The 23542-nt window shown below is 70.2% G+C and carries 3 protein-coding genes; all 3 read left to right on the plus strand.

Annotation, left to right across the window (positions count from 1 at the left end; genetic code table 11):
• Positions 1-2948 (plus strand): SDR family NAD(P)-dependent oxidoreductase (locus tag ACFY3V_RS36620; protein WP_389779844.1); only part of this gene is annotated, 2948 nt, incomplete at its 5' end.
• A gap of 38 nt (positions 2949-2986) precedes the next feature.
• Positions 2987-22294, plus strand: coding sequence for a type I polyketide synthase (locus ACFY3V_RS36625; RefSeq protein WP_389779846.1), 19308 nt, complete (start codon positions 2987-2989; stop codon positions 22292-22294).
• A 169-nt stretch (positions 22295-22463) separates the two neighbouring features.
• Positions 22464-23444 carry an enoyl-CoA hydratase/isomerase family protein gene (locus ACFY3V_RS36630; RefSeq protein ID WP_389779848.1) on the plus strand — a complete coding sequence of 327 codons (981 nt, stop codon included), beginning with the start codon at positions 22464-22466 and terminating at the stop codon, positions 23442-23444.
• Positions 23445-23542: the final 98 nt, after the last annotated feature.

Here is a 23542-nt window from a genome sequence, read left to right on the forward strand (position 1 = left end):
CGGAGCTGTTCGTGCGTGGTGTGACGGTGGATTGGCTGCAGGTGCTGCCGGGCGGTCGCCGGGTGGATCTGCCGACGTACGCCTTCCAGCACCAGCGGTTCTGGCCGAACGCCAAGCAGAATGGTGATGCTCGCGTGCTGGGGCTGGCCGCGACGGATCACCCGCTGCTGGGTGCGGCGATGCCGCTGGCCGATTCCGACGGGGTGGTGTTGACGGGTCGGTTGTCGGTGAGTGCGCATCCGTGGCTGGCCGATCACGTGGTGGCGGGCTCGGTGGTGGTGCCCGGTTCGGCGTTCGTGGAGTTGGCGGTGCGGGCCGGTGACCAAGTCGGCTGCGACGCGGTGGAGGAACTGACGCTGGAGGCGCCGCTGCTGCTGGGGGAGGGCGAGGCGGTCGCGGTGCAGGTCTGGGTGGGCGCCTCTCAGGAGTCGGGCCGTCGGACGGTGAACGTGTACGCCCGTTCGGCGGATGCGGTCGAGGAGGTGCCGTGGGTGCGGCACGCGACCGGCGCTCTCACCGCGGGTGCTTCGCCTGCCGTGCCGTTCGACGCGGCGGTGTGGCCTCCGGCCGGCGCGGCTGCGATCGAGCTGGCGGGGCTGTACGAAGAGCTGGCGGAGGAGGGCTTGGCGTACGGCCCGGCGTTCCAGGGATTGCGGGCAGCCTGGCAACGTGATGACGAGGTGTTCGCCGAGCTGAGTTTGCCGGAGCAGACCGGTGATGCGGCTTCGTTCGGGCTGCACCCGGCGCTGCTGGACGCGGCGCTGCACGCGGTGGCCTTCGCCGGGCTGGAGCCGGTGGAAGGTGGCCGGTTGCCGCTGTCATGGGGTGAGGTGTGCCTGCACGCGGGCGGGGCGTCGGTGCTGCGGGTACGGCTGGCCAGGACGGGCGGCGATACGGTGTCGCTGGTGGCGGTGGACGCGGCCGGGGCGCCGGTGGTGTCGGCCCGGTCGGTGGTGCTGCGGCCGATGGCCGCCGAGCACTTGGTCGGCTTCGACCCCCGTGAGGCCAGGCAGGACGCGCTGTTCCGGGTGGAGTGGTCTGCCGTGAGTGGCCTGCCGCTGACCGACGAGGTGCCGGTGGCGCTGCTCGGTGTGGACGCCCTGGGGCTTGCCCCCGCGTTGCTGGCGGCCGGGGACGTGGTGCCGGTGCATGCGGATCTGCCCGCGCTGGCCGAGGCGGGTCCGGCCCCGGCCGTGGTGATGGTGGAGGTGCTTTCCGAGTCCGCGGCCGGGGTGGTGGAGTCGGCGCATGCGCTCACCGCCCACGTGCTGCATCTGCTGCAGCGGTGGTTGGCGGATGAGCGGTACGCCGATTCGCGCCTGGTGTTCGTCACCCGGGGCGCCGTCGCGACCGACGATGGTGAGGTGGTGGCTGACCTTCCGGCCGCTGGGGTGTGGGGCCTTGTCCGCAGTGCTCAGTCGGAGAACCCAGACCGGTTCGTACTGGTAGACATGGATGACCAGGAGTCCTCGCTGCCGACCCTGCTCGATGCATTGCCGAGAGTGCTGGCTTCAGGTGAGCCGCAGGTGGCGGTGCGCGAGGGTGAGGTGCGGGTTCCGCGCCTGGTGCGGATGGCGCCAGGATCTGACGTTGGCGACGAGGCGGGCCGGGCCTGGGATCCGGAGGGAACCGTCCTGGTCACCGGTGGTACGGGTGGTCTGGGTGCGTTGTTCGCGCGGCATGTGGTGGCCGAGCGTGGGGTGCGTCATCTGCTGCTGACCAGCCGCCGGGGCCTGGACGCTCCCGGTGCGGTGGAGTTGCGGGCCGAGTTGATCGCGCATGGGGTCGAGGTCACGATCGCGGCGTGCGACATGGCCGATCGGGATCAGGTGGCGGTGCTGCTGGCGCAGATCCCGGTCGAGCACCCCCTGACTGCCGTGATCCACACAGCCGGTGTGCTGGCCGACGGCACGATTCCGTCGCTGACTTCGGAGCGGTTGGATGCGGTGCTGCGGCCGAAGGCCGACGCCGCCTGGCATCTGCACGAGCTGACCCAGGGGTTGGACCTGGCCGGGTTCGTGATGTTCTCCTCGTTCGCCGGGGTGATGGGCAACGCCGGGCAGGGCAACTACGCGGCGGCGAACGCGTTTGTGGACACATTGGTCCAGGCGCGTCAAGCTGCGGGACTGCCGGGGTTGTCGCTGGCCTGGGGCCTGTGGGAGCAGGAGACCGGGATGACCGGAGGGCTCGGGACGATCGATCTGCAGCGGATGGCGCGGGCGGGGATGCCGGCGCTGTCGGCCGAACAGGGGGTGGCGGCGTTCGAGGTGGCCACCACGTCGGGTCGGGCGACGGTGGTGGCGGCGCGGCTGGATCTTTCGGTACTGCGCACGTTCCCCGAGGTGCCGCATCTGATGCGGGGCCTGGTCCGTGTGGGGCGCCGCTCGGCGGTCTCCGTTCTCGCGGGCGGGGAAGCGGAGCTGGTGCGGAGGCTGGCGGGGCTGGGTGAGTCCGAGCAGGTTCGGCTGGTGGTGGAGCTGGTGCGGGCGCAGGCGGCGGCGGTGCTGGGGCACGACTCGGTGGACGCGATCCGGCCGGGACGGGAGTTCCGTGAGTTGGGCTTCGACTCCCTGACCGCGGTGGAGTTGCGCAACCGGCTCAACGCCGTCACCGGGCTGCGGTTGCCCGCCACCCTCATCTTCGACTACCCCACCCCGGCCAGCATTGCCGAATACCTCCTGGAGGAAATCGCGCCCGGAGCGGACACCACGGTGGAGCTGTCGTTGCTGGCCGATCTCGACCGCTTCGAGACCGCTCTTTCCGGCTACACGCTCGACGAACTCGCCCGGAACGGCATCTCGACCCGGCTGCGGCACCTGCTGACGAAGGTGAGCGAGAGCGGTACGGAAACTAGTGAAATCGCTGTCGCGGGCATGCTCGAATCGGCGAGTACCGAGGAAATCCTCAGCTTCATCGACAACGAACTGGGCCGCTCGAAAGATCTGTGATTCGAGCCCGCGTCTGAACAATGTGAAGGGCCACTCTCATGTCTGAAGACCGGAAGCTCGTCGAATACCTGAGGTGGGTCACCGCCGATTTGCACGAGACCCGCCGGCGGCTCGAAGAGGTGGAGTCGGGCAGGCATGAGCCGATCGCCATCGTGTCGATGGCATGCCGCTTTCCAGGTGGGGTCGATTCTCCTGAGGATTTGTGGCGGTTGCTGGTCGAGGGTGAGGACGCGATCTCGCCGGTCCCGGCCGATCGAGGCTGGGATGTGGAGCTGCTGTCCGGGATGGGCCTTGATGTTCAGGGTGGGTTCCTGGCGGATGTGGCGGGGTTTGATGCGGGGTTCTTCGGGATCTCTCCGCGTGAGGCGTTGTCGATGGATCCGCAGCAGCGTTTGCTGTTGGAGGGGGCGTGGGAGGCGGTCGAGCGGGCCGGGATCGACCCGCTCTCGCTCAAGGGCAGCCACACCGGCGTGTTCGTGGGCACCAACGGCCAGGACTACATGAGCCTGATCATGAACGCCCCGGCGGATGTGCAGGGCAATGGCGTCACCGGCGTGGCGGCCAGCGTGCTGTCGGGTCGGCTGTCCTACACCCTGGGTCTGGAGGGGCCCGCGGTGACGGTGGACACCGCGTGTTCGTCGTCGCTGGTGACACTGCATCTTGCGTCGCAGGCGCTGCGGTCTGGGGAGTGCTCGCTGGCGCTGGCCGGCGGCATCACGGTGATGACGTCGCCGATGGCGTTGGTCGGATTCGGCCTACAGGGCAGTGGGATGGCGCCCGACGGGCGGTGCAAGGCGTTCTCCGACGCCGCGGACGGCACCAGCTGGTCCGAGGGCGTGGGCATGCTGGTGCTGGAGCGGTTGTCGGACGCGCGCCGCAACGGTCACCAGGTGCTGGCGGTGATGCGTGGGTCGGCGATCAACCAGGACGGTGCGTCCAATGGGTTGACCGCGCCGAACGGTCCTTCCCAGCGGCGGGTGATCCGCCAGGCACTGGTCAGCGCCGGTTTGTCGTCGTCCGAGGTGGACGCGGTGGAGGCGCACGGGACCGGCACGGTTCTGGGCGACCCGATCGAGGCGCAGGCGCTGCTGGCGACCTATGGGCAGGATCGGGACGAGGATCGTCCGCTGCTGCTGGGGGCGATCAAGTCGAACATCGGTCACACGCAGGCGGCGGCGGGTGTGGTCGGTGTGATCAAGATGGTGCTGGCCATGCAGCACGGTGTGCTGCCCAAGACGCTACATGTCGATACTCCCTCCTCGCACGTGGACTGGTCGGCGGGCGCGGTGAAGTTGCTGACCGAGTCGGCGGAATGGCCGGAGACCGGTCATCCGCGCCGGGCGGGTGTGTCGTCGTTCGGGATCAGTGGCACCAACGCGCACGTGATCATCGAACAGGGGCCGGAAGCGCCGGAAGAAGAGGACGTTCCGCAGGACCGGGTGCCGGTTGCGGGTGTGGTGCCGGTGCTGGTGTCGGCGAAGACGGGTCAGGCGTTGCAGGTGCAGGCCGAGCGACTGGTCTCGCACATACAGAACCGCGGTGAGACGGCGCTGGTCGATACGGCGTTCTCGCTGGCGACGACGCGGTCGGCGTTCGAGCATCGGGCGGTGGTGCTGGCCGACGGTCGTGAGGGTGTGCTGGCCGGGTTGGCCGGTCTGGTCGAGGGCCTGCCGGGTGCGGGTGTGGTGCGCGGGGTGGCTGCGGGTGAGCCGCAGTTGGCGGTGTTGTTCACCGGTCAGGGCAGCCAGCGGGCCGGGATGGGCCGGGAGCTGTATGAGCGGTTCCCGGTGTTCGCCGAGGCGTTGGACGAGATGATCGCCGAGTTCGACCCGTTGCTGGACGGATCGCTGCGGCAGGTGTTGTTCGCCGAGCCGGGGTCGGCGCAGGCGGAGGCGCTCGATCAGACTGGGTGGGCTCAGCCTGCCCTGTTCGCGGTGGAGACGGCGCTGTTCCGGCTGGTGGAGTCCTGGGGGGTGCGGCCCGATGTGCTGGCCGGGCACTCGATCGGGGAGATCACGGCCGCGCACGTGGCCGGAGTGCTGTCCTTGAAGGACGCGTGTGCGTTGGTGGCGGCGCGGGCGCGGTTGATGCAGGCGTTGCCCGCCGGTGGGGCGATGGTGGCGGTGCAGACCTCCGAGGAGCAGATCGCCGCCCTTATCGCCGGACGCGAGAAGGAGGTTGCGGTCGCGGCGGTGAACGGCCCCACGTCGGTGGTGATCTCCGGGGCCGAGGAGGCGGTGCTGGAGGTGGCCGCCGCTCTGGAGGAGCGGGGGATCAGGACGAAGCGGTTGCGGGTGTCGCACGCGTTCCATTCGCCGTTGATGGATCCGATGCTGGAGGAGTTCCGGGCGGTGGCGAGCAGGCTCACCTACGGGGCGCCGAGGACTCCGATCGTGTCGACCCTGACCGGGCAGGCGGCGACAGCCGAGCAGCTGTGCTCGCCGGACTACTGGGTCGAGCAGGTCCGCGGCGCGGTCCGCTTCTCCGACGGCATCCGCACCCTCCACGCTCAGGGGGTGCGGGCCTACCTGGAGCTCGGCCCCGACGGGGTGCTGACCGCCATGGCCCAGGACACCATCGCGACCGAGCCGGAGGCACATGGACACGAGTCGCCTGCGGTGCTGGTGCCGGTGCTGCGCAAGGGGCGGGACGAGCACATGGCGTCCATGACGGCGCTGGCCGAGCTGCATGTGCACGGGGTGCCGGTCGACTGGCGATCAGTACTGCCGGGCGGGCACCGGGTCGACCTGCCCACCTACCCCTTCGAGCGCCAGCAGTTCTGGCCGGAGAACATCGGTTCCGGTATAGGGAACGTGGCAGCGGCGGGGTTGGCCGCGGCGGATCATCCGCTGCTGGGTGCGGTGATGTCGCTGGCCGATTCCGACGGGGTGGTGTTGACGGGTCGGTTGTCGGTGAGTGCGCAGCCGTGGCTGGCCGATCACGTGGTGGCGGGTTCGGTGGTGGTGCCGGGTTCGGCGTTCGTGGAGCTGGCGGTGCGTGCCGGTGACCAGGTCGGCTGCGAGGTGGTCGAGGAGCTGACCCTGGAGGCGCCGTTGATGTTGGGCGAGCGGGATACGGCCGTGGTGCAGGTGTGGGTGGGGGCTCCGCAGGAGTCGGGCCGTCGGAGCGTGAACGTGTATGCCCGCTTGGCCGAGGAGGTGGCGTGGGTGCGGTACGCGACCGGCACGCTCGCGGCCGGTGTTTCGGAGGTCGTGCCGTTCGAGGCGGCGGTGTGGCCGCCGGCTGGGGCGGTCGCGATCGAGGTGGAGGGATTGTACGAGGGGTTGGCCGAGGACGGGTTCGTCTACGGTCCGACGTTCCAGGGGCTGCGGGCGGCGTGGCACGGCGCCGACGGTGAGGTGTTCGCCGAGATCGTCCTGCCCGAGCAGGCGGCGTCGAGTGCGGGTTCGTTCGGGGTGCATCCGGCGCTGCTGGACGCGGCGCTGCACGCGGTGCCCTTCGCCGGGTTGGACGATTCCGAGGGCGGTTTGTTGTCGTTCTCCTGGGGTGAGGTGTGTCTGCACGCCGGTGGCGCTTCGGTGTTGCGGGTGCGGCTGGTCAGGACGGGGCTGGATGCGGTGTCGCTGAGCGCGGTGGACGCGGTCGGGGAGCCGGTGCTGTCGGCGCGGTCGGTGGTGTTGCGGCCGGTCTCGGCCGAGCAGCTGAGGGTCTCGGAGGGGGTTGGCGCGGGCTGGGAGTCGTTGTTCGGGGTGGAGTGGGCGCCGGCGGGTGCTGTGCCGAAGGTCGGTGGGGTGTCGGTGGCGGTGCTCGGTGCGGATGCGCTGGGTGTCGCGGCGGCGTTGCGGGCGGCCGGGGACGTGGTGCCGGTGCATGCGGATCTGTCCGCGCTGGCCGAGGCGGATCCGGTCCCGGGTGTGGTGCTGGTGGAGGTGGTCTCGGATCCGGCGGCCGGGGTGGTGGGGTCGGCGCATGCGCTGACCGCCTACGTGCTGGAGTCGTTGCAGGGCTGGCTGGCCGATGACCGGTTCGCCGAGTCGCGGCTGGTGTTCGTCACCAGGGGTGCGGTCGCGTCGGGTGACGGCGAGGTGGTGGCGGATCTGCCGGCTTCCGGGGTGTGGGGATTGGTCCGCAGTGCTCAGTCGGAGAACCCGGGCCGGTTCGTACTGGTCGACATGGACCAGGACCAGGCCTCGCTGTCGGCCTTGCTCGGTGTGCTGCCGGGAGTGTTGGTGGCGGGTGAGCCGCAGGCGGCGGTGCGTGGGGGCGAGGTGCTGGTCCCGCGCTTGGTGCGGGTGACATCCGGCAACGTCTCGGCCGACGTTCTCGCTGATGTCTCCGGTGATGGCGCCGACCGGGTCTGGGATCCGGAGGGGACGGTGTTGATCACCGGTGGTACGGGTGGTCTGGGTGCGTTGTTCGCGCGGCATGTGGTGGCCGAGCGTGGGGTGCGGCACCTGCTGTTGACCAGCCGCAGGGGGTTGGACGCTCCTGGCGCGGTGGAGTTGCAGGCGGAGTTGATCGCGCACGGCGTCGAGGTCACGGTCGCCGCCTGCGACATGGCCGACCGGGACGCGGTGGCGGCCCTGCTGGCGCAGGTCCCGGTCGAGCACCCCCTGACCGCGGTCATTCACACAGCCGGTGTGTTGGATGACGGGACGATTCCGTCGCTGACGCCGGAGCGGCTGGACGGTGTGCTGCGGCCGAAGGCCGACGCGGCCTGGCATCTGCACGAGCTTACCCGGGAGCTGGATCTGGCGGCGTTCGTGCTGTTCTCCTCCATGGCGGGGGTGGTAGGAGCACCTGGTCAGGGTAACTACGCGGCGGCGAATGTGTTCTTGGACGCGTTGGCCCAGGTGCGCCGGGCCGAGGGGCTGGCGGGGTTGTCGCTGGCGTGGGGTGCGTGGGCTCAGGACGCTGGGATGACCGGCACGCTGGGTGAGATCGAGATGCGGCGGATGGCGCGGGCGGGGATGCCGGCGCTCTCGGCCGAGCAGGGGCTCGCGGCGTTCGAGGCGGCCGCTACGACGGGTCACTCGCCGGTGGTGGTGATGCGATTGGATCTCTCGGTCCTGCGCACGATTCCCGAGGTGCCGCATCTGATGCGTGGCCTGGTGCGCGGGGGGCGCCGCCTGGCGGTCTCCGCGTCGGCGGGTGGGGATTCGGAGTTGGTGCGGCGGTTGGCGGGGCTGGACGAGGCCGAGCAGGTTCGGCTGGTGGTGGAGTTGGTGCGGGCTCAGGCGGCGGTGGTGCTGGGGCACGACTCGGGGGAGGCGGTTCAGCCTGGGCGTGAGTTTCGTGAGCTGGGCTTCGACTCCCTGACCGCGGTGGACCTGCGTAACCGGCTCAACATCGCGACGGGGTTGCGGTTGCCGGCGACGTTGGTGTTCGACTATCCGACGCCGACCGTGCTGTCGCGGTTCCTGGTGTCGGAGCTGCTGGGTCGGCAGGACCTGGCGGCGGTCTCGGATGTGGTGGCCAGGTCGAGGACGTCGGTGGCGGACGATCCGATCGTGATCGTGGGGATGAGCTGCCGCTTCCCCGGTGGGGTGAACTCGCCGGAGGAGTTGTGGCGGTTGCTGGTCGAGGGTGAGGACGCGATCTCGCCGGTCCCGGCCGACCGAGGCTGGGACCTGGGGATGCTGTCCGGGATGGGCCTTGATGTCCAGGGCGGGTTCCTGGCGGATGTGGCGGGGTTTGATGCGGGGTTCTTCGGGATCTCTCCGCGTGAGGCGTTGTCGATGGATCCGCAGCAGCGTTTGCTGTTGGAGACGTCGTGGGAGGCGGTCGAGCGGGCCGGGATCGACCCGCTCTCGCTGAAAGGCAGCCACACCGGCGTCTTCGTGGGCACCAACGGCCAGGACTACACGAGCCTGATCGTAAGTACGCAGACGGATGTGCAAGGCCATGGCGTCACCGGTATGTCGGCCAGCGTGCTGTCGGGTCGGCTGTCCTACACCCTGGGGTTGGAGGGCCCGGCGGTGACGGTGGACACCGCGTGTTCGTCGTCGCTGGTGGCGATGCACATGGCGGCGCAGGCGCTGCGGTCGGGCGAGTGCAGCCTGGCGCTGGTCGGCGGTGCCACAGTGATGGCGTCACCGATGGGGGTCATGGGGTTCAGCGCGCAGGGCGGGTTGTCGCCCGACGGGCGGTGCAAGGCGTTCTCCGACGCCGCGGACGGCACCAGCTGGTCCGAGGGCCTGGGCGTGCTGGTGTTTGAGCGGTTGTCGGATGCCCGCCGCAACGGGCATGAGGTGCTGGCGGTGGTGCGGGGTTCGGCGGTGAACCAGGACGGTGCGTCGAACGGGTTGACGGCGCCGAACGGTCCGTCTCAGCAGCGGGTGATTCGTCAGGCGTTGGCCGGTGCCGGGTTGTCGCCGTCCGAGGTGGACGCGGTGGAGGCGCACGGGACCGGCACGGTTCTGGGCGACCCGATCGAGGCGCAGGCCCTGCTGGCCACGTACGGCAAGGACCGGGACGAGGACCGGCCGCTGCTGCTGGGGGCGATCAAGTCGAACCTGGGTCACACCCAGGCCGCCGCGGGCGTGGCCGGTGTGATCAAGATGGTCTTGGCTCTCCGGCATGGGGTGCTGCCCAGGACTCTGCATGTGGATGCGCCGTCGTCGCATGTGGACTGGGCTTCGGGTGCGGTGGAGTTGCTGACCGAGCAGGTCGAGTGGCCTCAGACGGGTCGTCCGCGTCGGGCGGGTGTGTCGTCGTTCGGGATCAGCGGCACCAACGCGCACGTGATCCTCGAACAGGGGCCGGAAGCGCCGGAAGAAGAGGACGTGCCGCAGGACCGGGTGCCGGCTGTGGGTGTGGTGCCGGTGCTGGTGTCGGCGAAGACGGGTGAGGCGTTGCGGGCGCAGGCCGGGCGGTTGGTGTCGGTCCTGGAGGGTGAGTCTGGTCCGGAGCTGGCCGATGTGGCGTTCTCGCTGGCGACGACGCGGTCGGCGTTCGAGCATCGGGCGGTGGTGCTGGCCGATGGTCGTGAGGGTGTGCTGGCTGGGCTGGCAGGTGTGGCCGAGGATCTGCCGGGTGCGGGTGTGGTGCGCGGGGTGGCCGGAGGCGAGCCGCGGCTGGCGTTCCTGTTCACCGGTCAGGGCAGCCAACGGGCCGGGATGGGCTGGGAGTTGTACGACCGGTTCCCGGTGTTCGCGACGGCGTTGGACGCGGTGATCGCGGAGCTGGATCCGTTGCTTGAGGGGGTGGAGCGGGGATCGGCCGGAGGGTTGGGTGGCCGGTCGTTGCGTGAGGTGTTGTTCGCCGAGCCGGGGTCGGCTGAGGCGGAGGCGCTGGATCGGACCGGGTGGGCGCAGCCTGCGCTGTTCGCGGTGGAGACGGCGCTGTTCCGGCTGGTGTCCTCGTGGGGGATCCGTCCGAACGTGCTGGCCGGGCACTCGGTCGGGGAGATCGCGGCGGCTCATGTGGCCGGTGTGCTGTCGCTGCAGGACGCGTGTGCGTTGGTGGCGGCGCGGGCGCGGTTGATGCAGGCGCTGCCCGAGGGTGGGGCGATGGTGTCGGTGCGGGCCTCCGAGGAGCAGGTCGCCGGGCTGCTGGCCGGACGTGAGGGTGAGGTGTCGGTCGCGGCGGTGAACGGCCCGTCCTCGGTAGTGATCTCCGGCGTCGAGGAGGCGGTGCTTGAGGTGGCCGCCGCCCTGGAAGAGCGGGGAGTGCGGACGAAGCGGCTGCGGGTGTCGCACGCCTTCCATTCGCCGTTGATGGATCCGATGCTGGAGGAGTTCCGCACGCTGGCGAGCAGGCTCACCTATAGGGCGCCGAGGACTCCGATCGTGTCCACCTTGACCGGGCAGGCGGCCACGGCCGAGCAGTTGTGTTCGCCGGAGTACTGGGTGGAGCAGGTGCGTGGCGCGGTCCGTTTCGCCGACGGTGTGAGCACTCTGCGCGCGCAGGGTGTGCGCGCGTATCTGGAGCTGGGTCCCGACGGGGTGCTGACCGCGATGGCGCAGGACACGCTGGAGGCGGACCCGGACCCGAGCACCGCGAAGTCCGGCTCGGATGTGGAGCCGGATCCGGACGTGGTACTGGTGCCGGTGCTGCGCAGGGACAGAAACGAGCATGAGTCCGTTACCGAGGCACTGGCTCGTCTGCACGTGCACGGGGTGCCGGTGAACTGGCAGGCGCTGCTCCCGCGCGGGCGCCGGGTCGATCTGCCGACCTATCCTTTCGAGCATCAGAGGTTCTGGCCTGAGGGCGGTTCCGGTGCGGGGAATGTGGCGGCGGCGGGATTGGCGGCGGCGGATCATCCGCTGTTGGGCGCTGCGGTTGGGTTGGCCGATTCCGATGGGGTGGTGTTGACGGGTCGGTTGTCGCTCTCGTCGCATCCGTGGCTGGCCGATCACGTGGTGGCGGGTTCGGTGGTGGTGCCGGGTTCGGCGTTCGTGGAGCTGGCGGTGCGTGCCGGTGACCAGGTCGGTTGCGAGGTGGTCGAGGAGCTGACCTTGGAGGCGCCGCTGGTGCTGGGTGAGCGGGACACGGTCGCGTTGCAGGTGTCGGTGGGGGCTTCGCAGGAGTCGGGTCGTCGGAGCGTGGGTGTGTATGCCCGTTCGGCGGATGCGGCCGAGGAGGTGGCGTGGGTACGGCACGCCAGCGGCACGCTCACGACCGAGGCGGCGGAGGTCGCGCCGTTCGAGGCGGCGACGTGGCCGCCGGTCGGGGCATCGGTGATCGAGGTGGACGGGCTGTACGAGGAGCTGGCCGAAGACGGTTTCGTCTACGGTCCGACCTTCCAGGGGTTGCGGGCGGCCTGGCGACGCGACGGTGAGGTGTTCGCCGAGGTGGCGCTGCCGGAGCAGGCGGCGTCGAGTGCGGGTTCGTTCGGGGTGCATCCGGCGCTGCTGGACGCGGCGCTGCACGCGGTGGCCTTCGCCGATCTGGATGATTCCGAGGGCGGTTTGTTGCCGTCCTCCTGGGGTGAGGTGTGTCTGCACGCGGGTGGGGCGTCGGTGCTGCGGGTGCGGCTGGTCAGGACGGGGCTGGATGCGGTGTCGCTGAGCGCGGTGGATGCGGCCGGGGGGCCGGTGGTGTCGGCGCGCAACGTGGTGTTGCGGCCGGTCTCGGCCGAGCAGCTGAGGGTCTCCGATGGTGTCGGGGCGGGCTGGGAGTCGTTGTTCGGGGTGGAGTGGGCACCGGCGGGTGCCGTGGCGCAGGCGGGTCAGGCGTCGACGCCGGTGGCGGTGCTCGGTGCGGATGCGTTGGGTGTGGCTCCGGCGTTGTGGGAGGCCGGCGATGTGGTGCCGGTGTATGCGGATCTGTCCGTGCTGGCTGAGGCGGGTCCGGTCCCGGCCGTGGTGATGGTGGAGGCGGTCTCGGATCCGGTGGGCGGGGTGGTGTGGTCGGCGCATGCGTTGACCGCCTACGTGCTGGAGTTGTTGCAGGGGTGGCTGGCCGATGATCGGTTCGCCGAGTCGCGGCTGGTATTCGTCACCCGGGGCGCGGTCGCGTCCGGCGATGGCGGGGTGGTGACCGATCCGGCGGCTGCGGCGGTATGGGGCCTTGTCCGCAGTGCTCAGTCGGAGAATCCGGGCCGGTTCCTGCTGATCGACGTGGATGAGGAAACCCCGCTGTCGGGGCTGCCGGGGATGTTGGTGTCCGAGGAGCCGCAGATGGCGGTGCGCGGAGGCGAGGTGCGGGTTCCGCGCCTGGCACGGGTGGCGCCCGGTCCCGACCTGGACGGAGAGGCAAGTCAGGTCTGGAACCCGGATGGGACGGTGTTGATCACCGGTGGTACGGGTGGTCTGGGTGCGTTGTTCGCGCGGCATGTGGTGGCCGAGCGTGGGGTGCGGCACCTGCTGTTGACCAGCCGCAGGGGGTTGGACGCTCCTGGCGCGGTGGAGTTGCAGGCCGAGCTGATCGCACACGGGGTCGAGGTCACGATCGCGGCGTGCGACATGGCCGACCGGGACGCGGTGGCGGCCCTGCTGGCGCAGGTCCCGGTCGAGCACCCCCTGACCGCCGTGATCCACACAGCCGGTGTGCTGGTCGACGGGACGATCATGTCGCTGACGCCGGAGCGGCTGGACAGCGTGCTGCGGCCGAAGGTCGACGCCGCCTGGCACCTGCACGAGCTCACCCAGGACCTGGACCTGGCCGGGTTCGTGCTGTTCTCCTCGCTCGCAGGGGTGATAGGCAACGCCGGGCAGGGTAACTACGCGGCGGCCAACGTGTTCTTGGACGCGTTGGCCCAGGTGCGCCGGGCCGAGGGGCTGGCGGGGCTGTCGCTGGCGTGGGGTGCGTGGGCCCAGGACGCTGGGATGACCGGCACGCTGGGTGAGATCGAGATGCGGCGGATCAACCGGACGGGGATACCGGCGTTGTCGGCCGAGCAGGGGCTCGCGGCGTTCGAGGCGGCCACCGCGTCGGGCCGGGCGATGGTGGCGCCGGTGCGGCTGGAGCCGTCGGCGTTGCGGGCGATGGGCGAGGTGCCGCATCTGATGCGGGGCCTGGTGCGTGCGGGCCGTCGCCTGGCGATCTCCACGTCGGCGGGTGGGGATTCGGAGTTGTTGCGGCGGTTGGCGGGGCTGGACGAGGCCGAGCAGGTTCGGCTGGTGGTGGAGTTGGTGCGGGCGCAGGCGGCGGTGGTGCTGGGGCACGACTCGGGGGAGGCCGTTCAGCCTGGGCGTGAGTTCCGTGAGCTGGGCTTCGACTCCCTCACCGCGGTGGATCTGCGTAACCGGCTGAATGTCGCCACCGGCCTGCGGTTGCCGACGACGATGGTGTTCGACTATCCGACGCCGGCCGCGCTGGCGCGGTTTTTGGTGTCGGAGCTGCTGGGCCGCGAGGACCTGTCGGCGGTCTCGGGTGTGGTGGCCGGGCCGAGGGCGTCGGTGGCCGACGATCCGGTGGTGATCGTGGGGATGAGCTGCCGCTTCCCCGGTGGGGTGAACTCTCCGGAGGAGCTGTGGCGGTTGCTGTCGGAGGGCGAGGACGCGATCTCGCCGGTCCCGGCCGACCGGGGCTGGGATATGGATCTGCTGTCCGGGATGGGCATTGATGTTCAGGGTGGGTTCCTGGCGGATGTGGCGGGGTTTGATGCCGGGTTCTTCGGGATCTCTCCGCGTGAGGCGCTCGCGATGGACCCGCAGCAGCGCCTGCTGTTGGAGGGGGTGTGGGAGGCGGTGGAGCGGGCCGGGATCGACCCGGTCTCGCTGAAGGGCAGCTCCACCGGCGTGTTCGTGGGAAGCAACAGCCTGGACTACACGGGCCTGATCGTGGGTACTCAGGCGGATGGGCAAGGCCATAGCGTCACCGGTCTCTCGGCCAGCGTGCTGTCGGGCCGCCTGTCCTACATGCTGGGCCTGGAGGGCCCGGCGATGACGGTGGACACCGCGTGTTCGTCGTCACTGGTGACACTGCACCTGGCGGCGCAGGCGCTGCGGTCGGGCGAGTGCTCGCTGGCGCTGGCCGGCGGTATCACGGTGATGGCGTCACCGATGGGGGTCATGGGGTTCAGCGCGCAGGGCGGGTTGTCGCCCGATGGTCGCTGCAAGGCGTTCTCCGACAGCGCGGACGGCACCAGCTGGTCCGAGGGTGTGGGCATGCTGGTGCTGGAGCGGTTGTCGGACGCCCGCCGCAACGGGCATGAGGTGCTCGCGGTGGTGCGGGGTTCGGCGGTGAACCAGGACGGTGCGTCGAACGGGTTGACGGCGCCGAACGGTCCCTCCCAGCAGCGGGTGATTCGTCAGGCGTTGGCCGGTGCGGGATTGTCGGCGTCCGAGGTGGACGCGGTGGAGGCGCACGGTACGGGTACCAAGTTGGGTGACCCGATCGAGGCCCAGGCGCTGCTGGCGACCTATGGGCAGGACCGGGGCGAGGATCGTCCGCTGCTGCTGGGCGCGATCAAGTCGAACATCGGTCACACGCAGGCGGCGGCCGGTGTGGCCGGTGTGATCAAGATGGTGCTCGCGATGCGGAACGGTGTGCTGCCTCGGACGCTGCATGTGGATGCGCCGTCGTCGCATGTGGACTGGGCTTCGGGTGCGGTGGAGTTGCTGACCGAGCAGGTCGAGTGGCCTCAGACGGGTCGTCCGCGTCGGGCGGGTGTGTCGTCGTTCGGGATCAGCGGCACCAACGCGCACGTGATCCTCGAACAGGGGCCGGAAGCACCGGAAGAGGACGTGCCGCAGGACCGGGCGCCGGCTGTGGGTGTGGTGCCGGTGCTGGTGTCGGCGAAGACGGGTGAGGCGTTGCGGGCGCAGGCCGGGCGGTTGGTGTCGGTCCTGGATGGTGAGTCTGGTCCGGGGCTGGCCGATGCGGCGTTCTCGCTGGCGACGACGCGGTCGGCGTTCGAGCATCGGGCGGTGGTGCTGGCAGCCGATCGTGAGGGTGTGCTGGCCGGGCTGGCAGGTGTGGCCGAGGATCGGCCGGGTGCGGGTGTGGTGCGCGGGGTGGCGGCGGGTGAGCCGAGGCTGGCGGTGTTGTTCACCGGTCAGGGCAGTCAGCGGGCGGGGATGGGCCGCGAGCTGTACGCGCAGTTCCCGGTGTTCGCCAAGGCCCTGGACGCGGTGATCGCGGAGCTGGACCCGATGCTCGACGGTTCGCTGCGTGAGGTGCTGTTCGCCGACCAGGCCGGGCTGCTGGATCAGACGGGCTGGGCGCAGCCGGCGCTGTTCGCGCTGGAGACCGCCCTGTTCCGACTGGTCGAGTCGTGGGGTGTACGGCCGGATGTGCTCGCCGGTCATTCGATCGGGGAGATCACGGCGGCTCACGTGGCCGGGGTGCTGTCGCTGGCCGATGCGTGTGCGCTGGTGGCGGCCAGGTCGCGGCTGATGCAGGCCTTGCCGACCGGCGGGGTGATGGTGGCGGTGCAGGCGACAGAGGAGGAGGTCGCCGAGCTGCTCGCCGGGCGTGAGAGCGAGGTGTCCGTCGCGGCTGTCAACGGTCCCACCTCTGTGGTGATGGCCGGTGTCGAGGAGCCGGTGCTCGGGATCGCCGCCGTCCTGGAAGAGCGTGGGGTGCGAACCAAGCGGTTGCGGGTGTCGCATGCGTTCCATTCGCCGTTGATGGATCCGATGCTGGAGGACTTCCGCACGCTGGCGAGCAGCCTCACCTACAACCCTCCGCGGGTTCCGATCGTGTCCACCCTGACGGGAGAAGCAGCCACGGCTGAGCAGTTGTGCTCGCCGGATTACTGGGTGGACCAGGTCCGTGGCGCGGTCCGTTTCGCCGACGGCGTGCGCGTTCTGCACGGGCAGGGCGTGCGGGCCTATCTGGAGCTGGGCCCCGATGGCGTCCTGACCGCCATGGCTCAGGACACGCTGGCGGCGGACCCAAGCTCCGACGTGGTGCTGGTCCCGGTGCTGCGCAGGGACCGGGACGAGCACGAGGTCGTCACCGAGGCGCTGGCTCATCTGCACGTGCACGGCGTACCGGTGCAGTGGCAGGCGCTGCTCCCGCGTGGACGCCGGGTCGACCTGCCCACCTACGCCTTCCAGCACCAGCGGTTCTGGCCCGAGACCGACGGCCTGGCCCAGGGCGCCGCCGCGGCCGATCCGGTGGACGCGGAGTTCTGGGCGACCATCGAGCGTGAGGATCTCCAGTCCCTCGCGGCGCGGCTGGATGTGGAGCAGGAGACGCTCAGCGCGGTGTTGCCGGCGTTGACGTCCTGGCGCCGAGCCCGGCGCGAGACGTCCGTCGCGGACTCCTGGCGATACCGCGTCATTTGGAAACCGCTGACCAACGTCTCGGCCGCCGTCGTCCCGGGCACCTGGCTCGTCGTGGTGCCCGCGGAGCTGACCGGCGATGTCTGGGCGGAGTCCGTGGTCCAGATGTTCGGCGCGGCAGCCGTACGGCTGGACGTATCCGGACAGGACCGGGCCGCGCTCGCCGAGCAACTGCGCGAGAGCCTCGACGCGGAGCCGGCCGGGGTCGCATCGCTGCTGGCGCTGCGTGAGACCACGGAGCCATGTGTCTCGGAGGGCTCGGCGCTGACGTTGACCCTGCTGCAGGCACTGGGCGATGCCGGTGTCGAGGCGCCGTTGTGGTGCGTCACGAAGGGCGCCGTCTCGATCGGCCGGTCCGACACGGCGCCGAGCCCGGCTCAGGCGGGCGTGTGGGGCCTCGGCCGGGTGGCCGCGCTGGAGCACCCGAACCGGTGGGGCGGCCTGATCGACCTTCCCCAGACGCTGGACCAGCGGGTGGTGACCTGGCTGGCGGGCATCCTCACCGTTCCCGACTCCGAGGATCAGGTGGCGATCCGCTCGACCGGCGTCTACGGCCGCAGACTGGCCCACGCTCCCTACCAGGGCACCGACACCATGCCACGACCGCACGGCACGGTCTTGATCACCGGTGGCACGGGGGCGCTCGGTGGTCACGTGGCCCGGTGGCTGGCCGCCCAAGGCGTCGAACATCTCGTGCTGACGAGCAGGCGGGGCATGGCGGCCGACGGTGCGGCCGAGTTGCGCGACGAGCTGACCGCGCTGGGCGCCCGGGTGAGCATCGTGGCATGTGACGCGGCCGACGCGGACGCCCTCGCGGCCGTGCTGGCCGACATCCCGGCCGAGTGCCCGCTGACCGGGGTGGTCCATGCCGCCGGTATCAGCCCGGTGAACAGCCTGGACGGGCTGGACGCCGCCGAGCTGGCCGAGGTGATGCGGGCGAAGGTCCTCGGCGCGCTGAACCTCGACGCGCTGCTGGGCGACCGCGAGCTCGACTTCTTCGTGCTGTTCTCCTCGATCGCCGCGGTGTGGGGCAGTGGTGGCCAGGCCGCCTACGCCGCCGCCAACGCCTCCCTTGACGCCCTCGCCAGTCGGCGGCGTACGCGTGGAGTCGTGGCGACCTCGGTCGCCTGGGGCCCGTGGGCCGGGGATGGCATGGCCGCCGCCGACGGGGCGCAGGACTACCTGTCCAGGCGGGGCGTCCGGACCATGGCGCCGGGGGCGGCCGTCACCGCGCTGTGGCGGGCGGTCGCGCATCAGGACGCGAGCGTGGCGGTCGCGGACATCGCCTGGGAGCTGTTCGCCCCGACCTTCACCGCCGTACGGCAGAGCGCTCTGCTCGGCGACCTGCCGGAGGTGCGGAGTCTGGTTGAGGCAGGCCGTACGCTCCGGGAGGAAGAGCAGTCGGCCGTTTCCGCGCTCCGGGAGCGGCTGCGCGAGCTGGCGGCGGATGAGCGGTCGCAGGTCCTGCGGGGCATGGTCCGTGAGCAGGTCGCCGTGGTGCTGCGGCATTCCAGCGCGGAGGCGATCGAGGCCGAGCGCGCCTTCAAGGACCTCGGGTTCGACTCGCTCACCGCGGTCGAACTTCGCAACGCGCTCCATGCCGCGACCGGCCTGAGCCTGCCGGCGACGCTGGTCTTCGACTATCCGACGCCCGCCGTCCTGGCGGACTTCCTGCTGACGGAGCTGCTCGGCGAGCAGGGGCAGGTGGGGGTGCCGTCGGCGGTGGTGCCGGTGGCGGACGATCCGATCGCGATCGTGTCGATGGCATGCCGGTATCCGGGTGGGGTGAGCTCTCCTGAGGATCTGTGGCGGTTGCTGATCGAGGGACAGGACGCGATCTCTACATACCCGGTCGATCGGGGCTGGGATGTGGAGACGGTATCGATGCTGGGCCAGGAGTGTCAGGGCGGGTTCTTGTCCGATGTGGCGGGGTTCGATCCAGGGTTCTTCAGGATCACGCCGGGTGAGGCGCTGGCGATGGACCCGCAGCAGCGCCTGCTGCTGGAAGGGGCGTGGGAGGCGATCGAGCGGGCCGGGATCGACCCGGTCTCGCTGAGAGGTAGCCACACGGGCGTGTTCGTGGGCACCAGTGGCCAGGACTACGGGAATCTGTTCCTGGAAGCCGGGGAAGAGGTGAGGCAGTACGCCCTCACCGGTACGGCGGCCAGCGTGCTGTCGGGCCGCCTGTCCTACGCCCTGGGCCTGGAAGGCCCGACGATGACGATCGACACCGCGTGCTCGTCGTCCTTGGTCGCCATACACCTGGCGGCGCAGGCGCTGCGTTCGCGCGAGTGCAGCCTGGCGCTGGCAGGCGGTGTCAAGGTGATAGCCACCCCGTTCGGGTTCTTCGGTCTCGGCGTGGAAGGCGGGATGGCGCCCGATGGGCGGTGTAAGGCGTTCTCCGACAGCGCGGACGGCACCGGCTGGTCCGAGGGTGTGGGCATGCTGGTGCTGGAGCGGCTGTCGGATGCCCGCCGCAACGGCCACGAGGTGCTCGCGGTCGTGCGGGGTTCGGCGATCAACCAGGACGGTGCCTCCAACGGCCTGACCGCGCCGAACGGTCCTTCGCAGCAGCGGGTGATCCGTCAGGCGCTGGCCGGTGCCGGGCTGACCGCCGCCGAGGTGGACGCGGTGGAGGCGCACGGCACCGGCACCAGGCTGGGTGACCCGATCGAGGCCCAGGCGCTGCTGGCCACCTATGGTCAGAACCGTGAAGCCGGCCAGCCGCTGCTGCTGGGCGCGATCAAGTCGAACATCGGTCACACCCAGGCGGCCTCCGGCGTGGCCGGTGTGATCAAAATGGTGCTGGCCATGCGGCACGGAGTGCTGCCCAAGACGCTGCACGCGGACGCGCCCTCGTCGCAGGTGGACTGGTCGGCGGGCGCGGTGGAACTGCTGACCGAGCAGGCCGAGTGGCCTCAGACGGGTCGTCCGCGCCGGGCGGGTGTGTCGTCGTTCGGGATCAGCGGCACCAACGCGCACGTGATCATCGAGCAGGAGCCGGAGGTACCGCAGGCCGAGCCAGGGGTGCGGGACCGGACGCCGGTGGCGGGTCCGGTGCCCTGGGTGGTGTCCGCCAGAAGTGACGAGGCGTTGCGTGAGCAGGCGCGACGGCTGGCGGCGCAGGTGAGTGCGCACCGCGAGTTGGACCCGGTGGATATGGGATTCTCGCTGGTCACGACGCGGTCGGCGTTCGAGCATCGGGCAGTGGTGCTGGCCGGCGATCGTGATGGTGTGCTGGCCGGTCTGCGGGCTGTTGCCGAGGATCTGCCGGGTGCGGGTGTGGTGCGCGGGGTGGCCGGGGCGGAGCCGCGGCTGGCGGTGTTGTTCACCGGTCAGGGGAGTCAGCGGGCGGGGATGGGCCGCGAGCTGTATGAGCGGTTCCCGGTGTTCGCGGAGGCGTTGGACGAGGTGTTCGCCGAGCTTGAGCCGCTGCTGGAGGAGTTCGACCGGAAGCCTGCCTGGGGGGCGGACAGCGAGGCGGCTGAGCGGGCGGGGCGTTACCGGGGTTGTTCGTTGCGGGAGGTGTTGTTCGCCGAGCCGGGTAGTGAGCAGGCGGGGTTGCTGGATCGGACGGGGTGGGCGCAGCCTGCGTTGTTCGCGGTGGAGACGGCGTTGTTCCGGTTGGTGTCCTCGTGGGGGGTTCGGCCACGTGTGCTGGCGGGGCATTCGATCGGGGAGATAGCGGCTGCGCATGTGGCCGGGGTGCTGTCCTTGAAGGACGCGTGTGTGTTGGTGGCGGGTCGGGCGCGGTTGATGCAGGCGCTTCCTGCGGGTGGGGCGATGGTGGCGGTGCAGACCTCCGAGGAGGAGGTCGCCGCTCTGCTGGCGGGCCATGAGGGTGAGGTATCGATCGCGGCGGTGAACGGTCCGTCCTCGGTGGTGATCTCTGGCGTGGAGGAGCCGGTGCTCGGGGTCGCCGCGGTGTTGGAGGAGCGGGGGATCAGGGCGAAGCGGTTGCGGGTGTCGCACGCGTTCCATTCGGCGTTGATGGATCCGATGTTGGAGGAGTTCCGCGCTCTGGCCCGTACGCTGACCTACAGCGCGCCGCGAATCCCGGTCGTCTCGAACGTGACCGGCGAGGTGGCCACGGCCGAGCAGCTGTGCTCGCCGGACTACTGGGTGGAGCAGGTGCGCGGCGCGGTCCGCTTCGCCGACGGGGTGCGCACCCTGCACGCGCAGGGCGTACGGGCCTACCTGGAGCTCGGCCCCGACGGCGTGCTGACCGCGATGGCCGGCGACACCCTCGCCGCGCTCGCCGCATCGCCCGCCAACCGGCACCGGTCGGACACGGTGCTGGTGCCGGTGTTGCGTAAGGACAGGGACGAGCATACGGCGGCTACGGTTGCGCTGGCCGAGCTGTACGTGCACGGGGTTCCTGTCGACTGGCGGCTGGTGCTGCCGCCTGGCGGGCGCCGGATCGACCTGCCCACCTACGCCTTCCAGCGTCGGCGTTACTGGCTCGACGGAACCGGTTCGCCTACGGGGAACCCGGCGGAGACAGGGCTGGCCGCGGCGGTGGCTCTGGCCGATTCCGACGAGGTGGTGCTGACCGCTCGGGAGCGGTTGCGCGGGCTTGGAGAAGCGCAGCAGCACGAGGTGCTGCAGGAACTGGTGCAGCGTCATGCGGCTGTCGTTCTCGGCCACGGGGAATCCTCGGCCGTCGATCTCGAACATGATTTCTTCGAGCTGGGCTTCGACTCGTTCAGCGCGACCGAATTGCGTAACTCCCTCGCCAGGGCGGTTGGTTGGGAATTCCCGTTGATGGCGGTGTTCGAGAACAAGAACTCCGCTGGTCTCGCCCATTGGCTTCGGCATGAACTCGTCACCCGGACGAATGCCGGCGAGGCGACTGCGACCTCGATGGCGGGCCAGGTGAACGACACCTTGGCAGAGTTGTTCCGTGGCGCTTTCCGTTCCGGGAAAACGCAGGAGGCGTTCGAATTGCTGTATGCCGTGGCGAGGGCCCGGCCCACGTACGACGCACCTGTCGACCCGAAGGAAATACCCCGATCGGTGACGCTGGCCGGTGGCGCGACTCTGCCTCGCTTGATCTGTGTGAGTTCGTCCACGGTGACCGGTGGCGTTCACCAGTACGCGCGGTTCGCCGCGCACTTCCGCGGGGAAAGGCACGTCTCGGCGCTTCCCCTGCTCGGCTACGCCACCGGTGAGGGCCTTCCCGCCACGATCGATGTCGCCCTCGGGAGCATCGCGGAAAGCATCGTGCAGGCCAGTGAGGGGGAACCGTTCGTGCTCGTCGGTCATTCGGCCGGTGGCATTCTCGCTTACGGCGCAGCCGGTGTACTGGAGAAGTCGGGGATCTCCCCGGAGGCGGTGGTGATGATGGACTCCTTCCATCCCCGCGCGGGTGGCGATTCGCAGATGCTGTCCGAGCAGGTGCTGCAGTACATCATGCAGATGGAGACGGTTTTCGGCGAGTTCAACACCGCGCGACTGTCCGCCATGGGGCACTGGTCTGCCATTACGCACGGCATCGAACTGGCCGATGTGAGAGCGCCGGTGCTGTTCGTACAGTGCACGGAGCCGTTCTCCGAGGTCGAACCCGAATCGGATTACTGGCGGGCGACGCCGTTCGACCCATCGCATGCCATACGGACGATCGAGGCGAACCACTTCTCGATGCTCGCCGAGAAGGCAGAGGACACGGCCCGCCTGATCGACGGTTGGTTCCGCTCGGCACACTGACCGTCGCGTCACGTACGGACGCGGGCCGCTCGAAGAGGTGGCCACCAGTAATAGTAATTGTGCGAGTCGCTTCTGCGGTTCACTGTGCCCAGTGGCATCGCCGGGAGGGTTTGTCAGACCAATGGATCGTGCAGCTCCACCCAGTAGAGAACAGACGGACCACCGGCCGGTGGATGGCAGCTCAGCGGGTCTCGAACTGTCCACGTTGCGGCTTGAGCAGTCGGGCCGGGTGCTGACGGCGCGGGTGGACGCCCCGCCGTTCAACTACATGACCTTGGCGATGCAACGGGACTTCATCCGGCTCGTCGAGGCGGTGGAGCAGGACGCCTCGGTCGGCGCGGTCGTCGTCACCGGCGCGCGCCCCGGCCGGTTCATCACCCACTTCGACATCGCCGACCTCTCTTCGCAGGCGGACGGCACGCCGGAGATCTCCCGCGCGGTCGCTCAGAACCTGTACCGGACTGTGCGGACCATGACGGGCCGGGCGGGTGAACGTCTGATCGCCCGTTCCTCGCTCAAAGGACTGCTCGCGGTGACCCGGTTCCATGACATGGCGCTGCGGCTGATGCACTCCCCGGCGGTGTGGATCGCCGCGGTGAACGGGCCGTGCGGCGGCGGTGGCCTGGAGATGTCGGTCTTCTTCGACATGCGGGTGTCCGCCGACCGTGATGCCGGTTTCAGCCTGCCCGAACTGTCGCTGGGGCTGAACACCTCCCTGGGCGGGCAGCGGCTCGTCCAGCTCGTCGGGCCGTCCCGGGCCCTGGAGATGATGCTCGAAGCGCGTTCCTACACGCCGCAGGAGGCTCTGCAACTGGGCCTGGTGAACCGGGTGGTGCCGGCCGAGGACCTGCTGGACACGGTGCGGCGGATGGCGGAACGCTATGCCAGGCGACCGCGGAAGGCCGTGGCCCTGCAGAAGCGGATCTTCAATGACGCCCCTTCACTCTCGGCCAGGGCCAGCCTCAACCAGGAGGCCGTCGCCGCGCTGATGAGCATGTCGTCACCGGTCACCCAGGCCGCCATGCGGCGGTGGGTGCGGATGCAGGAGGGCACCGACGGCGACTCGGTGTTCCTGACCCGGCCGGAACCCTGGACCGAGGGCACCGCGCTCGACATGAACGTTCCCGCGCACGGACCGACACCGTCATGACCGGTGCTCTCCCCGTCGCGACGGGGAGAGCACCGGCCGGCGGATCTCGCGGCCGAAGGTTCGAGCGCCCCACCGGAGCGGCCTCGCGGCTGTCGCCC

The organism is Streptosporangium sp. NPDC000095 (assembly GCF_042899335.1).
In the GTDB taxonomy this organism is placed as follows: domain Bacteria; phylum Actinomycetota; class Actinomycetes; order Streptosporangiales; family Streptosporangiaceae; genus Streptosporangium.